Genomic DNA, 14,081 nt, shown 5'->3' on the forward strand with positions numbered 1-14,081 from the left:
CGTTATAGAGACGGCCAGGCGACTAGCCGGGCCGGAAGACGGAAGACGGATGACGGATGACGGATGACGGATGACGGAGGTCGCGAGGCGGTAAGCGCACGACTAACGCTCACTGCCGTTTCTTTGGTAAAAAGCGATTTGACCGTTTAAAGGAAGATAAACGATGAGTCGTCAGTGGATAGTGGCATTCCTGCTGCTAGCGGTTTGCACATGTGGCCACGCCCGGGCGACCGAAAAGGTGACCGATCCCGCGGTGGCTTCCTCGCCCACCCAGTACCCAGCCTCGGCGGTGGCCGCCGGGGAACAAGGTGTTGCGTCTGTAAAGGCCCTAGTAGAAGCGGACGGGCACGTTTCGAGCACGACCCTCAACAAGTCCAGCGGACACGCGTCGCTGGATGCCGCGGCTCGGCAAAGCGTCGCCCAATGGACGTTTACTCCCGCAACCAGGAACGGCGTACCGGAAGCCCGGTGGGTGGTTATCCCCGTCGGCTATCAACTACAGGAGGCGCCCGTCGATGGCGCGGTGCGTCATGTCAGCTGGCTCGCCATCGCGAGCTCGGCGGCTGGTGTTCTGGGGACGGCCATCTGGCTATTCGCCTTCGGGTGGTCGGTCGTCCTGGCAAAGCGAAAATCGATCTTGTGGCTTTCCGGCATGGTCGCGCTGTGGTTGCTCACGTATCCGCTGTTCGTCGCCACGCATTGGTCACTGGCGAAACGAAACCTGCTCGTCGTCGCCATCGCATTCGCCTTCCTTGGCATCGGCTTCTACCTCGGGCCGTACCAGATCAAGGTTTAGGCGCTGGAGCCGCTACAACAACCATCGAGAGATCGTAATGTGACGCATCAACCCCTGGCTTCGTGGTGAAGCTCAGCGTGACGTCGCGGTTCTCCTGGTGACTGCTCCAGCGATGTGGACCAGCCGCTTTCCACAGCCCGGTCTTGCGGACGCCCACGTCGAGGCGGTCGAGTAGTTCGGCGGCTGGCGTAACCGTCTGTACGTGGTAGCGGGTCACCCATTGATCGAGGTCGCCGACGGAGATGTACTCGTCGAATTTCGCGTCCTTCGGCCAGTCGACGCCAGCCTGCACCTGCTGCTTGGTCAGGTAACGATCGGCGAAACGTGAGCGGACGAAGCCGCCGTCGGGTTTCCAGTCGTATTCGAAATGAACGACAGCAGATAGCGGCGCATTGTCAATTCCCTGGACGTGGCGTGGCGCACCTTATCACCCATGCCGGCGTAGATCACAAGGTGTCCGGTGTGTCCTGTGTAAAGTGTCCGCGGACACACGGCTGCGGGCGCCCTTTGCTCGAGGCGCGCGGAGCTACCGCGCCTTCCGTTTGGCACTAATATTGCTCAGCCTCATTCAGGAAAGGGGATAAAGGGACGATATGTGGGGGCATTACGTTGCGCTGGCGTTGCGCAGCACCAGGCGAAGCAAGGCACTCACGGCGCTGGTCGTCGCACTGCTGGCTTTCGGTGTTTCGACGTGCATGGTCTCGTATGCGGTATTCCGCGCGACGACCAGTGACCCTATTCCGGCCCGATCCTCGCGGCTGTATACGCCGTTGATCGATAATGCCGGGCCGGAGCATGCAGACGACGGCAAGCCGCCCGAGATGCTGAGCTACGCCGACGCGATCGCGCTATGGCAGGCCGGTAAAGCGAAGCGACAGGCCCTGGTGTATTCGACGCGGTGGGGCGTGGAATCGAATGAGCGTTCGGCTCCCGCGCTGTCGATGGCGGGCGACGCCATCACAGCCGACTTCTTCCCGATGTTCGACGTGCCGTTTCAGTTCGGCAGCGGCTGGTCCGCAGCCGACGACAACCGGCATGCCTCGGTGGTGGTGATAAGCCGGGCATTGAACCAGAGGATGTTCGGCGGTCGCAACAGCGTGGGGCAGGGTATCCGGCTCGACGGCAAGGCGTTCCAGATTGCCGGCGTCCTCGATACCTGGAATCCGAAGCCGCGCTTCTTCGACATTGTGACGATGGGATCGGCCAGCCCGTTCGATGATACGGGAGATGTCTATATCCCGTTCACGCGTGCGATCGACATGAAGAAGGACATCAAGTTTCCACAGTGCGGGGCCGTTTCCGGGGAAGTTGATACCCATAACTGGGACGCCTACCTGCACAGCGAATGCAACCGCATTGCCGCGTGGGTCGAGCTTCCGACCGCGGCCGATGTTTCGCGCTACCGCGAGTTCCTGCAAGGCTATTCGCTGGAGCAACAACGTACGGGCCGCTTTGGCTGGCCGCCCAACGTCGGCCTCCATGGCCTGATGGAATGGATGGACTACCAGCACGTCACCCCCGTGGCATCGTCATTGTCGATGCTGATCTCGGCCAGCTTCCTGCTCATCGTCATGGTCAATGTCGTCGGCCTCATGCTTGCCCGCTTCATGCGACGGGCGCCGGAGATCGGCATTCGGCGGGCGCTCGGCGCATCGCGTGCTTCGGTCTACCGGCAGTTCCTGGTGGAAGGCGCCGGCATCGGCCTGGCCGGTGGCGTCCTTGGCGTGACCCTGACCTTGCTGGGCCTGTGGTGCATCGGCGGACTGTTCGAGCCGGGCATCGCGCGCCTTGTGCACGCCGATGCATCGCTTATCGGCCTGACGGTGTTGCTTTCGATCGCGGCGACGGTGGTAGCTGCCCTGTATCCGACCTGGCGGGCGGCGCAAACCGAGCCCGCCTGGCAGATCAAGATCAATCCTTGAGGTTCCCGATATGGCACTGACCAGGGCATTCATGCAGCTGCGCCCGATTCTTGCTGCGTTGGGTCGGCACAAGGTCGCCACCTTGCTGATCGTGCTGCAGGTAGCGCTCACCCTCGCTGTGACATCGAACGCGCTGTATATCGTGGCGACGCGTGTCGTCCATTTTTCTCGTCTTACTGGCACCGACGAGTCGCATATCTTCGCGATCCGCAATGGCTGGAGGAACGGGCAGAATGCCGCCCAGATCGACGCCGATATTCGGGCCGACATCGCCGCCCTCCGTGGGATATCGGGCGTGCGCGATGCCTTCGCCAGCCAGACCTACCCGCTGGCGGGGGCCAATGGCGTCATCCTGCCCGGCCTCAAGCTGACACAGGACCAGGCCACGAATACAGCGCGCGGCGTGGCTTACCTCGCGGACGACCATGCGCTTGATACGTTCGGCGTATCGGTGCAAGAGGGGCGGAACTTTCGGCCCGACGAGATCAACCCGTTCAACGCGGAAGCGCCGACAGCAGCGCCGACCATCATCGTGACCCGAAGCCTGGCCAACAAACTGTTTCCCGATGGCTCGGCCCTCGGCAAGACGGTTTATCTACCGGGTGGGGCGACGACGATCATCGGTATCGTTGCCAGCCTGCAGTCGCCTCTCAGGGCGTCAGCGGTCCTCGACTACAACACGATCCTGCTGCCGGGCCGGTCTATGGATCCGGAGGGCGTCGTCTATCTGGTACGCACCCAGTCCACACCCATGGCGCCGGTGATTGCGGCAGCCCTGAAGATATTGGATCAACGCGGCAGCATGCGCGTCATCGACCCGAAAGACGGGGTCGTCACGCTGCCCGAAGCCCGCGAGCGCGCCTACGCGCCCGATCGCAGCGTCGCGACATTGCTGAGCATCGTCTGCGGCTTGCTTCTCCTGGCGACGGCAGGCGGCATCGTCGGCCTGAGCAGCTTCTGGGTCAGCCAGCGGCGCACGCAGATCGGCATTCGCCGTGCCCTTGGCGCAACGACGGGCGACATCCTGCGTTATTTCCACACCGAGAACTTCATGATTGTCACGGGTGGCGTGGCCCTCGGGGTGGCGCTTGCTGTCGTGACGAATATCGCGTTGATGAAAACGTATCCACTGGATGCGATGCCACTGTACGTGCCCGTGATGGGCGCGCTGGCGTTGTGGCTGCTCGGTCAGCTGGCTGTGTGGGGCCCGGCGTCGTACGCGGCGAAAGTGCCGCCCGTGGTCGCGATTCGTACGACGTGAGTTCCATTGGTGCGTCACCGGCAACATCGTGAGCCCCTTGCGATGCCTACCGGCGATTCCTGCTGAAACCTAGGATGGGGACCACATCGGTTCCCACGCCGTGGTTAGCAGGAGATGAAGATGAGCGCCGTACACACGATTCCGCAGACCGTTGAAGCAGCATCCAGCAAAGATCTGGTCCCCTCGCGCTACGCGCTGAAGATCGGAGAGATCGACGTCCTTGTAATCAGCGATGGCGTGTTACCGCTGCCATTCGCGACGATGTCCACCAACGTCGAGCCAGCGGGTCGGACGGCCTGGCTGGACAACATGCTCCTGCCGGAGTCGTTCGATTGGGCGGTAAACGTTGTTGTCATTCGTAGCGGCGATCAGACCATCCTCGTCGACTCCGGTCTGGGCGGGGAGTTCGAGGGTTTTCCGCGCGCCGGGCAGTTGGTCAAGCGACTGGAGGACGCCGGTATCGCGCTGGCTTCCCTTACCGACGTGGTGCTCACGCATCTGCACATGGATCACGTGGGCGGCCTTCTGGGCAAGGGCGTCAAGGAGCAGTTGCGTCCTGACGTACGCATCCATGTCGCGGCATCCGAGGTTGCGTTCTGGGAATCGCCCGATTTCTCCCGCACGGTCATGCCATCGCCGATTCCGGATGTGCTCCGTGTTACCGCCAAGAAGTTCCTCGCCGACTACGGCAGCAAGCTGGTGACGTTCGAAGAAGAGCATCAGGTGGCTCCCGGGGTGATTGCGCGTCGCACGGGTGGTCATACGCCCGGGCACTGTGTCGTTCGTATCTCGTCCGGAAACGAGGCGCTGACCTTCGCGGGCGACGCCCTGTTCCCGGTCGCCTTCGACCACCCCGAATGGCAGAACGGTTTCGAACACGATCCCGAAGAAGCGGTGAATGTTCGGCTCCGCCTGTTCCGCGAGCTGGCATCGACCGGCGAGCTGCTGGTGGCCACACATCTGTCGTTCCCCTCCGTTGGCCGCGTTGCAGCGAATGGAGACGCTTTTCGTTGGGTGCCGGGCTATTGGGATTACTGAGCGGCTATAGCGCCAAAGCGGGTGCGGCCCACACGTGATTGACACCGTCGCTTCAGGCGATGACGATACGGGATGTATCGAGCTTCGAGAGTCATCATGCAGGCACCTCCAGGGATCTGGGTATTGCCGCCCCCCGTAAGTGCGGATGCCATTAGCGGGGGTTGCTGATGAACGCCCGCGAAAACTTCCTCGTCGCCGGCATTGGCGCGTCAGCGGGCGGCGTCGAGGCGATCGAAGGCTTCTTTAAGCGGGTGCCGTCGGATGCGGACGCGGCGTTTATCATCGTCACGCATCTCAGCCCGGACCGGGAGAGTCTTCTTCACGAAGTCATCACCCGCTTCACGCCGCTTGCAGTGAAGGTCGTCGCCGATGGAACACCCATCGAGCGAAACACCGTCTATGTCGTGCCGTCGAATGCCAGCGTCAGTGTTGACGACGGCATTCTTCGCATGCGTGTCGGAGGGCATCGCGAGGCGAAGCCTATCGACGTTTTCTTCGGTACGTTGGCAGTCGACATGGCGGAGCGCGCCGCCGGTGTCATTCTTTCCGGCGGGAACGCGGATGGGACACTCGGGCTGAAGGCGATCAAGGAATATGGCGGTCTCACCTTTGCGCAGATCCATGACGGGTTCGGCCCCAGGCATCCGGACATGCCCGACGCCGCGATTCTCTCCGGTCTGGTGGACTTCGCCTTGCCCGCCGAAAACCTCGGCGAGAAGCTGGTTCAGCTGGCAAGGGACGTGGCGCGGGGCAGCGAAGGCTCAGGCGACACTGCGCGGGTAACGAGCACCGAGAACGCGATCATTTCCTCGCTCCCGGTGATTTACGACATTCTTCGCGGACAGGTCGGCCACGATTTCAGCGGTTACAAGACGCGCACCTTTGTCCGCCGCGTGCAGCGCCGGATGCATATCGTGCAAGTGCCCGCCGTCGATGCCTACCTCGATCGCCTGCGTGGCGATATGCAGGAGGTGGCTGCCCTTTTTCGTGATCTGCTCATCAATGTTACTAACTTTTTCCGCGATGCCGATGCCTTCGAGGCGTTGGCGACGCAGGTCATTCCTCGCCTTTTCGAAGGGCGCGAGACCAAAGAGCCCGTACGCGTCTGGGTGCCTGGCTGTGCCACGGGCGAGGAAGTGTATTCACTGGGCATTCTTTTCCGGGAGTATCTCGACTCCGTCGACGAAGCACCGGACGTCCAGATATTCGCCACTGATATCGACGAACGCGCGCTTGCCGTTGCGCGGGCAGGCCGATATCCCGCGCCGTTGCTGGAGAGCGTCTCGCTCGCGCGTCGCAAGCGGTTCTTCGTTCCCGACGCGGACGCCTTCGTTGTGTCCAAGGAAGTGCGTGAGCTATGCATCTTCTCACCGCACAGCGTTATCCGTGACCCGCCGTTTTCTCGAATCGATCTGGTTTCCTGCCGCAACCTGCTGATTTACTTCGGTTCGGACGTGCAGAGCCAGGTCATTCCGACGTTCCATTACGCGCTTCGGCCGGGTGGTTTCCTGTTTCTGGGCACGGCGGAAAACGTGTCGCAGTTCGGCGACCTGTTCGCGCCGGTCGAAAAACGTCATCGCATCTTCCAGCGTCGTCACAGTGCTGCGGCCAGTCTTCCGATGTTGCCCCTTCCGCATGCACTGCGGGAAGGGAGCGTTGCCTCGCTGGTACCCCGTCGACCGCCACTGAGTGGACTGGCGCTGCGGCACGCCGTGGATCAGCAGGTCCTCGAACAGTTCGCTCCGGCGCATGTCGTCATCAATCGTGACGGTGATGTCGTCTACTTTTCCAGCCGGACCGGGAAGTATCTCGAAGTCCCTGCGGGATCGCCGACCCGGCAGCTGCTGACCATGGCCCGCCGCGAGCTTCGTCTCGACCTGCGCGCTCTGCTGCGCGAGTGTTTTGAAAGCGGCCGTGGTGCCAGTCGGCAAGGCTTGACGCTGGATGTGGACGACCACCGGGTCCAGTCGGTGACCATCAGTGCGGAGCCCCTGGCTGAGCGTCCTGTCGGCGAGCAGCTCTTCCTGGTCTCTTTCATCGACCAGGGCCCGGTCGTTACGATGCAAGGAAGTGAGGAGCGGCGTGCGGCGCTGGATGGAGCGGCGCTGGCCGTCGAGCGCGAGCTCCACGAGACTCGCGATCGCCTGCAATCGATCATCGAGGAATACGAGACCGCCATGGAAGAGCTCAAGTCTTCCAATGAGGAGCTCGTATCCGTCAACGAGGAACTGCAATCCTCGAACGAAGAGCTGGAAGCGTCGAAGGAAGAACTGCAGTCTGTCAATGAAGAACTGCATACCGTCAACGTCGAGCTCGGCGGAAAGGTCGATGCGCTGGACCGGGCAAACAGTGACCTTACCAACCTGTTCGAAAGCACCAACGTTGCGACGGTGTTCCTCGACGACAAGCTTGTCATCCGCAGCTTTACGCCTGCGGTATCCGAGGTCTTCAGTATTCGCGCCACCGATAGTGGACGACCCATCACCGACCTGACCAGCCGTCTCGACGTGGCCGAGCTGGGAAGGGACATCGCGGATGTATTCCGTGGTGGCACACCTGCTGAGCGCCGTATTCCCACGGTCGATGGGAAAGGAACGTTCCTGCTTCGCGTTGCGCCTTACCAGACCAGTAACCTTGCCAGCCGTGGTGTCGTTGTCACCTTCCTCGACATCACGACGATCGCGCGCTCCGAAGTGCGCCAGCGCGTCCTGATTTCCGAACTTCAACACCGCACGCGCAACCTGCTCACGCTGATTCAATCCACCGCGCAGAAGACACTCGGCCGGTTGCCAGAGGTCGGTGAGTTCTCGTCACGCCTGGATGCCCTCAGCAGGGTCCAGGGCCTGCTCGGCGGTCACCTCGACGAATCCATCGACTTGCGTGACGTCATCCGGCTCGAGCTGGAGGCCCTGTGCATACCGTCGCAAAGCGTCAATGTCACCGGGCCGGAGGTGTTGCTCGGTTTCGATGCCGTACAAACCTTCTCCTTGGCACTGCACGAGCTGACGACGAATGCGTTGAAGCATGGCGCGTTTGCGGATTCCGGGAGTGAAGGGCGCCTGGATATCGCCTGGAAGGTGCAGCCCGATGGCCAGGGCGCGGACCATCTTGTCTTCGACTGGGTCGAAAGCGGCGTCTCGATCGACGATCGGCCCCAACACCGAGGCTTCGGCCGCGAGCTTCTGGAACGTGCGCTCAGCTTTACCCTTCGGGCTCAAACCACACTGACCTTCCGGCCCGACGGCGTGACCTGCCACATTGACCTGCCACTTCGTTCCTTGAATGGGGGTCAGGCTTCCCACGTGGAGACGACGACATGACCGAGAGAGTCCTTCATGACAAAACCATCCTGGTGGTCGAGGACGACTATCTCATTGCCGAGGTGCTCGTCGAGTTGCTGGAGAGCGCCGGCGCCACGGTCATAGGACCTCATGGTCTGGCTCAAGAGGCGCTGTGGGTCGCCATGGACACCAGCCAGCGCATCGATGCCGCCGTACTGGATATCAATCTCCACGGAATCGTTTCTTATCCCATCGCAGACGTGCTGATTGATCGTCAGATCGGCATCGTATTCGCTACAGGATATGACGCGGGCGGTGTCGATGAAGCCTACCGGCACCATGCGATCTGCACGAAGCCGTTCAATAAGAACGCGTTGCTCGCCGCGCTACTTGCTGCGTTTGTTCCGGCGGCGGTCACTGGATCACACCCAGCACGCAGTTAGGGAAGTGGCCCAGGCTGAGAAAGCGTAATCATCGCGTGCACGGCTGCAAGGTGACTCAGTCCTTGCGGCACGTTGCCTAGCCACGCATGCGTCTCTGGGTCGACCATTTCGGCCAGCGTGCCCGGGCCGCCGGCAAGTGCGGCGAATGCCGCTTGCATCGTCGCGTTGGCGCGTTCGGTTTCACCGAGCAGGTGCCACGCCTCGGCAACCCAGAAGGTGCACGCCACGAAACACCCCTCGGCACCTCGAGCATCCGTGTAGCGGAAGTGGAAGGGTCCTTCGCCGAGCTCCCGGTCGATGGCGGTGAGCGTACGTTTCAGTCGCTCCTTTCCGTCGAAACCGAAGCGCACGGCAAGAGCGAGCGAGGCATCGAGCTGGCTGCTTCCCGGGTAAAAAACGAACGCGTCCTTTTCCGCGGACCAGCAGTGTTCCTCCACCCACGCGGCGATGCGGTCTCGCTCCCTGGCCCAGCGATCGCGGCAAGTGGTCGGAAGATGCCCGGCATCGGCAAGCTCAACGGCACGGGCCAGTGCCTGCCAGGCACTCACCTTTGACATCGTGTAGTGCTGCGGTGTTTCGAGCTCCCAGATACCGGCGTCCTTTCGTCGCCAGCTGTCTGCGCATTGATCGGCGAGACGCGAAAGGACACCTTCGCTTTCGGCGTCCAGGATGTTGCCCCCTGCGACGAACCGCGCGGCGGTTTCGAAGATGTCGCCGTACACCCCGTGCTGATGCTGATGGGTGGCCTGGTTCCCGATGACGACCGGCCTTGAGTTCCGGTAGCCCGGCACGTCGATGCTTTCTACCTCTGCCGGGTTGCCGCCGTCGAGCCGGTAGAAAAGGTCGCCGTCGCTGTCGCGCAGTCGCTTGAGCAGCCATGTGAAGGCGGCTTTCGCTTCGGCTTCGGCGCCGATGCGCAGGAATGCCTTGATGGTGTATCCGGCGTCCCGCACCCAGGCGTAGCGATAGTCGAAGTTGCGCGTGCCGCCAATGAGTGCGGGCAGGGAGGTCGTCCCCGCTGCGGCAATCGCACCCGTTGGGGAATACAGCAGAAGCTTCAGGGCGAGTGCGTGGCGCACGAGGAGGCAACGCTGTTCACCGTCGAAGCGAACCGTTGAGGACCAGTGCTTCCACTCTTCGTCGGAAAGATCGATGCGCCGGTCTATCTCGGCAATGGTTGGAACGACCAACGGCTCGTCCTGTCCCGCTACGATCGCCAGGACCTCCCTTTCCCCCGTGCTCACGGTAAGGTGACCCCGAAGGCCGAGGTCGTCTTCCCTGTCGATGTCGAGACCGCTGCTGCACAGGAAAACGCCAAGTACCCGGCCAGCGTGGAAAACTCGCTGCTGCCCCGACTCCGTCAGATAGGGATTCACCTTCCCGGCCTGGCGCCCTGGACGAAACCGCACCTGGAAGGTCACCGATCCCTCGACGCCTTCGATGCGTCGCGCGAGTTCCTCCCAAGGGAGACGCCCGGCGCTTCCGCTATTGAGTGACTCGGTGAGGCGCGCGGTACCGCCGGCCGTCTGGAAATCGGTTTCGAGGACGTTGCTGCCGGCCCGATAACGACGCTCGACAGCGAAAGGACCGACGGGCTCGATGGCAAAGAAGCCGCCGTCGTCAGGGTCGAGGATCCGGTCGAACAGAGGAGGGGAATCCATATTGGGGACGCACCACCAGTCGATGCTGCCGTCGCCACCGGACAGGGCGATGGTGCGGCCATCACCCAACACGCCATAGGCTTCGATGGGCAGGAACCCGTCGTGGCGTCGGGTGGCATTGAATTGCGGCGGCATTAGGCGGCCCTCAAAACAGCAGTCGACCAAAGCGCTCGTGGAGCAGACGTGTGCATACCTGCACCTCTTGGGCACACATCCGTTACGGCGGTCGCGGCATCGTCAGACAATCCTTTGCTGCGGAGTCTGCCTCATGACCCTTCCCAACTATCCCCGCCCGCCCTTTGACACGCCGAAGCAGCCGTATCCGGGCACCACTGAGCAGATGACGCCCGTTCCCGATCACGGTGAAAAGACCTATGTCGGCCATGGGCGACTGAAGGGCAAGGTGGCGCTGATCACGGGCGCTGATAGCGGCATCGGCCGTGCGGTCGCCATTGCGTTCGCCCGCGAAGGCGCAAATGTCGTTCTCTCTTACCTGGAGGAGACGAATGACGCGCAGGATACCGTCAAGGTGTGCGAAGAGAGCGGTCAGAAGGCAAAAGCTGTCGCTGGCGATATTGCCGATTCGAAGCATTGCGACGCGCTCGTCAAGACCGCAGTGGATACCTTCGGCCAGCTGGACATCGTGGTGAACAATGCCGCGTATCAGAAGGAAGCGCAGTCGCTCGCCGATATCACCGACGAAGACTGGAGCCGCCATTACAACGTGAACATCCACGCGATGTTCTACATTCTTCGCGCTGCGGAACCGCATCTTAAAGCCGGTGCGTCGGTTATCAATACCGCGTCCATCAACGCAAAACGTCCCCCCGTCGGCCAGCTGGCCTATTCGTCGACCAAGGCGGCCATCACCAACTTCACGACTGGCCTCGCAGGACTCTGGGCGGAGAAGGGCATTCGGGTGAATGCGGTGCTCCCTGGCCCGATCTGGACGCCGCTCATCCCGGCAACCATGAAGCCCGAAGCAATCAAGGACTTTGGCAAACAGGTACCCATGCAGCGCCCGGGGCAGCCTGCTGAACTCGCAGGGGCGTACGTCTACCTTGCCTCCGACGAAAGCAGCTACACGAGTGCAGCGATGATCACGGTAGCGGGTGGCGCGCCGAATCTTTGAGGTGCCATCACCAGCATCGTTTGATTGCAACGGTTTAAAAGTGTGCCCGCAAGGTCACACCGACGAGCCTGGGGTCGCTGGGTTGGCCCAGGATCAAACCCGAATTACCGGTTTGAACGGTAAGCGCCGTGATGTAGTTCCGGTCGAAGAGATTCCGCGCGAACACATCGACCTCCCAGTTGTCGTTGAAACGATAGCCGATGCTTCCGTTGACCACGGCATAGCCTGCGATCTTCGTGTAGATCGAATTGGCGGTATCGGAGTTGTATCCGCTGCGCGCACTCGTGTCCGCATGAACGAGGAAAGCGTCATTGCCGATGGGCAGCTCGTAATCGAAGCCCAACGATCCGGCCCATTTGGACAAACCTGCCAGAGGCATCCCGGTCAGCACGTAGGCACCCGGTACGTCGGGATTGCCACGAGGGTTCGACGTCTTGATCGCCAGGCTGGCAGGCGCAACCAACGGCTGGCAGCCGCCGGCGGCGTTCGGATTCTGCCATTCAAGCGGGCAGGGGCCTTTGGGGTAATCCGTGTACTTGCCATCGGCATACGCGAAGGACGCACGTACGGTGAAGCCCCTGAACACCAGCGCTGCAAAGTCGGCCTCGACACCTTGCACGCGCACCTGCGGAATGTTCGCCGGGTAGGTACGCAAGGCTGCGGTTTCGGTGCTGGACGTCACGTTTGCCTGGTAGTTGTTGACCACGGTGCGGTACGCGGCGAGGTTCAACGTGGCGCGGTCCTCCCACCAGGCGGTCTTCAGGCCCAACTCTGCTGTCCTGTTGATTTCGTCCTTGATCACGGCCGTCGCAAGGGCCGGGTTATTGGCCGCGTCCAACGGAAGGCCGGACATATTGAGGCCGCCCGACTTATAGCCATACGCGTAGCTGGCGTAGCCGAGCACGTTATCGGTGAACTGATAGCCGAGGTTGACCCGGCCCGACGGATTGCCGCCGCTATCCGACGCGCTGTAACTCTGGGGCCGGAACAGCGACAGCTTCGCGTTGTCCTGGATAGAACCCGGTGTGGTCGGCAGGCCGCCGGAAATAGTGGTCGAGTAGTTGCCGTTCTTGTCTTCGTAGGTGTAGCGCAGGCCGAGCGTGGCAGTCAGGCGATCGGTGATCTTGTAGTTCGCCTCGCCGAACGCCGCGTAGCTCTTCATCCGGTAGTGTGAATTGCCGAACTGGCCGTAACCATCGGCAAGGTTGTCGGGCATGCGGGGAAAGCTCGTGGTGCTGACCAGCCAGTACGTGGCGGCGGGGCCATAAATGCTGATCGGCTTGCCGTTGATCTCCTGGGTGTAGAAGTACAGGCCACCTACGTAGCTGAAGGGGCCATCGCCGTTGGAGGCGATACGGAATTCCTGGCTGTATTGATCCTGGCGCGAGGGGATGCGCTGGACGGTCTGAATGGGTACGCCGATGTAGTCACGATCGTTGGCGACATCCCATTTCCAGTAACGCCATGCGGAGATCGAGGTCAGCGTGACGGCACCCACGTTCCAGTCGGCGTTGAGGGATACACCGCCATCCTGCGTATCGATATGCAGGGGTGCATCGATGTCGGTCAGTCGATCGTAGACGTTACGGCTCGGCGGTGCGTACGCCGGAAATCCATGGGCGGGAAGATTCGCGGCCAGTCCGTCGAACTGCCGCGCCGCACTGCGCAGGCTGCTCCCGACGCGAAGGTAGTTCTGCGTGCAGCAATCGGAATCCAGATTGGAGACGTCGCCGATCAGCCGTACATTCAGGCTGTCGTCCGGCTTGAACAACAGCTGGCCACGCAGGGCGTAGTTGTTGATCTCGTTTTCGTCCTTGCCGGTGGTGACGTTGTGCAGCGATCCGTCTTTCTCGGTGAACTGCGCAGAGAAGCGGCCGGCTACCGTGTCGGTCAGCGGGCCGGACACCGTGCCTTTTGCCTGCAGGAAACCCTGGTCGCCGTAGGAAATTTCACCGCTACCTTCGGGCGTGAACGTGGGTGCGCGGCTGGTGATGTTGATGGCTCCGGCTGTCGTGTTCTTGCCGAACAGGGTGCCCTGCGGCCCGCGAAGCACTTCAATGCGGTCGATGTCGGTGAAATCGAATGCGGCGGTGGCCGGACGTCCGTGATAAACGCCATCCACATAGAAACCCACGCCGGGCTCGATGCCGTCGTTCGCCGCGCTGACCGACAGGGTGTTCGATCCGAGGCCGCGGATCGTATACGCCGTGTTCCGGGGGTTTGCGGAGTTGTAGTACAGCGACGGCACGAGCTGGCTGAGCTGCTGGGTGTTGACCGTGTAGGAGCGGTCGAGCCATTCGCCGCTGACCGCCGAGATCGCCATGGGGACCTTTTGCAGGTCCTCCTCGCGCTGGCGGGCCGTGACCGTCACGTTCCCGAGGGTCGTGGCGTCTTTCTGGGCTTTCTGGTCGTCGACCGCCGCAGGAACATCCGAGGCCTGGGCGGAGATAGCAAATAGCGGACAGAACAGCGCCATGGCGCCGAGAACAAGCCTTTTCATGGTGTCTCCCCTTTTCCCCAGGCGCGCCGGGCCCACTCCGGTCGCGA

10 protein-coding genes are annotated in these 14,081 nt (G+C 62.0%); 7 read left to right on the forward strand and 3 right to left on the reverse strand.

Features of this window, described 5'->3' with window-relative positions; all coding sequences use genetic code 11:
* Positions 1 to 181: 181 nt before the first annotated feature.
* The gene (locus tag ACVWWJ_RS09715) at positions 182 to 796 is read left to right on the forward strand and encodes an energy transducer TonB (protein WP_456967617.1); all 615 of its coding nucleotides are present in this window, start codon (positions 182 to 184) and stop codon (positions 794 to 796) included.
* Here the strand turns inward: ACVWWJ_RS09715 and ACVWWJ_RS09720 are convergent.
* The gene (locus ACVWWJ_RS09720) at positions 786 to 1,088 is read right to left on the reverse strand and encodes a hypothetical protein (RefSeq protein WP_456967618.1); all 303 of its coding nucleotides are present in this window, start codon (positions 1,086 to 1,088) and stop codon (positions 786 to 788) included. The genes ACVWWJ_RS09715 and ACVWWJ_RS09720 overlap by 11 nt on opposite strands.
* A gap of 301 nt (positions 1,089 to 1,389) precedes the next feature.
* Between ACVWWJ_RS09720 and ACVWWJ_RS09725 the strand changes: the two genes are divergently transcribed.
* From ACVWWJ_RS09725 to ACVWWJ_RS09745, 5 genes are all read left to right on the forward strand, one after another.
* The gene (locus ACVWWJ_RS09725; RefSeq protein ID WP_456967619.1) at positions 1,390 to 2,718 is read left to right on the forward strand and encodes an ABC transporter permease; all 1,329 of its coding nucleotides are present in this window, start codon (positions 1,390 to 1,392) and stop codon (positions 2,716 to 2,718) included.
* Positions 2,719 to 2,728: 10 nt separating this feature from the next.
* Positions 2,729 to 3,979, forward strand: a complete 1,251-nt coding sequence (locus tag ACVWWJ_RS09730; RefSeq protein ID WP_456967620.1) for an ABC transporter permease — start codon at positions 2,729 to 2,731, stop codon at positions 3,977 to 3,979.
* Positions 3,980 to 4,099: 120 nt separating this feature from the next.
* Positions 4,100 to 5,017 carry an MBL fold metallo-hydrolase gene (locus tag ACVWWJ_RS09735; protein WP_456967621.1) on the forward strand — a complete coding sequence of 306 codons (918 nt, stop codon included), beginning with the start codon at positions 4,100 to 4,102 and terminating at the stop codon, positions 5,015 to 5,017.
* A gap of 167 nt (positions 5,018 to 5,184) precedes the next feature.
* A complete protein-coding gene (locus tag ACVWWJ_RS09740; RefSeq protein ID WP_456967622.1) occupies positions 5,185 to 8,337 on the forward strand; it encodes a CheR family methyltransferase in 3,153 nt (1,050 codons plus the stop codon).
* Entirely contained in the window at positions 8,334 to 8,741 is a 408-nt protein-coding gene (locus tag ACVWWJ_RS09745) for a response regulator (protein WP_456967623.1), read from the forward strand. The genes ACVWWJ_RS09740 and ACVWWJ_RS09745 overlap by 4 nt, the downstream gene beginning before the upstream one ends.
* On the opposite strand, the gene ACVWWJ_RS09750 is transcribed toward ACVWWJ_RS09745, so the two are convergent.
* Complete coding sequence (locus ACVWWJ_RS09750; RefSeq protein WP_456967624.1) at positions 8,738 to 10,537, reverse strand: glycoside hydrolase family 15 protein; 1,800 nt, start codon at positions 10,535 to 10,537, stop codon at positions 8,738 to 8,740. The genes ACVWWJ_RS09745 and ACVWWJ_RS09750 overlap by 4 nt on opposite strands.
* A gap of 133 nt (positions 10,538 to 10,670) precedes the next feature.
* Here ACVWWJ_RS09750 and ACVWWJ_RS09755 point away from each other — a divergent pair, with 133 nt between their 5' ends.
* The gene (locus ACVWWJ_RS09755; RefSeq protein WP_456967625.1) at positions 10,671 to 11,534 is read left to right on the forward strand and encodes an SDR family oxidoreductase; all 864 of its coding nucleotides are present in this window, start codon (positions 10,671 to 10,673) and stop codon (positions 11,532 to 11,534) included.
* A gap of 34 nt (positions 11,535 to 11,568) precedes the next feature.
* Here ACVWWJ_RS09755 and ACVWWJ_RS09760 read toward each other — a convergent pair whose 3' ends face one another.
* On the reverse strand, positions 11,569 to 14,034 hold the full coding sequence (locus tag ACVWWJ_RS09760) for a TonB-dependent receptor (RefSeq protein WP_456967626.1): 2,466 nt from the start codon (positions 14,032 to 14,034) through the stop codon (positions 11,569 to 11,571).
* Positions 14,035 to 14,081: the final 47 nt, after the last annotated feature.

The organism is Luteibacter sp. HA06, assembly GCF_054061215.1.

Coding starts and splice junctions, on each gene's coding strand:
- ACVWWJ_RS09740 (WP_456967622.1), top strand. CDS start 5,185: ATGAACGCCCGCGAAAACTTCCTCGTCGCCGGCATTGGCGCGTCAGCG.
- ACVWWJ_RS09735 (WP_456967621.1), top strand. CDS start 4,100: ATGAGCGCCGTACACACGATTCCGCAGACCGTTGAAGCAGCATCCAGC.
- ACVWWJ_RS09745 (WP_456967623.1), top strand. CDS start 8,334: ATGACCGAGAGAGTCCTTCATGACAAAACCATCCTGGTGGTCGAGGAC.
- ACVWWJ_RS09760 (WP_456967626.1), bottom strand. CDS start 14,034: ATGAAAAGGCTTGTTCTCGGCGCCATGGCGCTGTTCTGTCCGCTATTT.
- ACVWWJ_RS09725 (WP_456967619.1), top strand. CDS start 1,390: ATGTGGGGGCATTACGTTGCGCTGGCGTTGCGCAGCACCAGGCGAAGC.
- ACVWWJ_RS09750 (WP_456967624.1), bottom strand. CDS start 10,537: ATGCCGCCGCAATTCAATGCCACCCGACGCCACGACGGGTTCCTGCCC.
- ACVWWJ_RS09755 (WP_456967625.1), top strand. CDS start 10,671: ATGACCCTTCCCAACTATCCCCGCCCGCCCTTTGACACGCCGAAGCAG.
- ACVWWJ_RS09730 (WP_456967620.1), top strand. CDS start 2,729: ATGGCACTGACCAGGGCATTCATGCAGCTGCGCCCGATTCTTGCTGCG.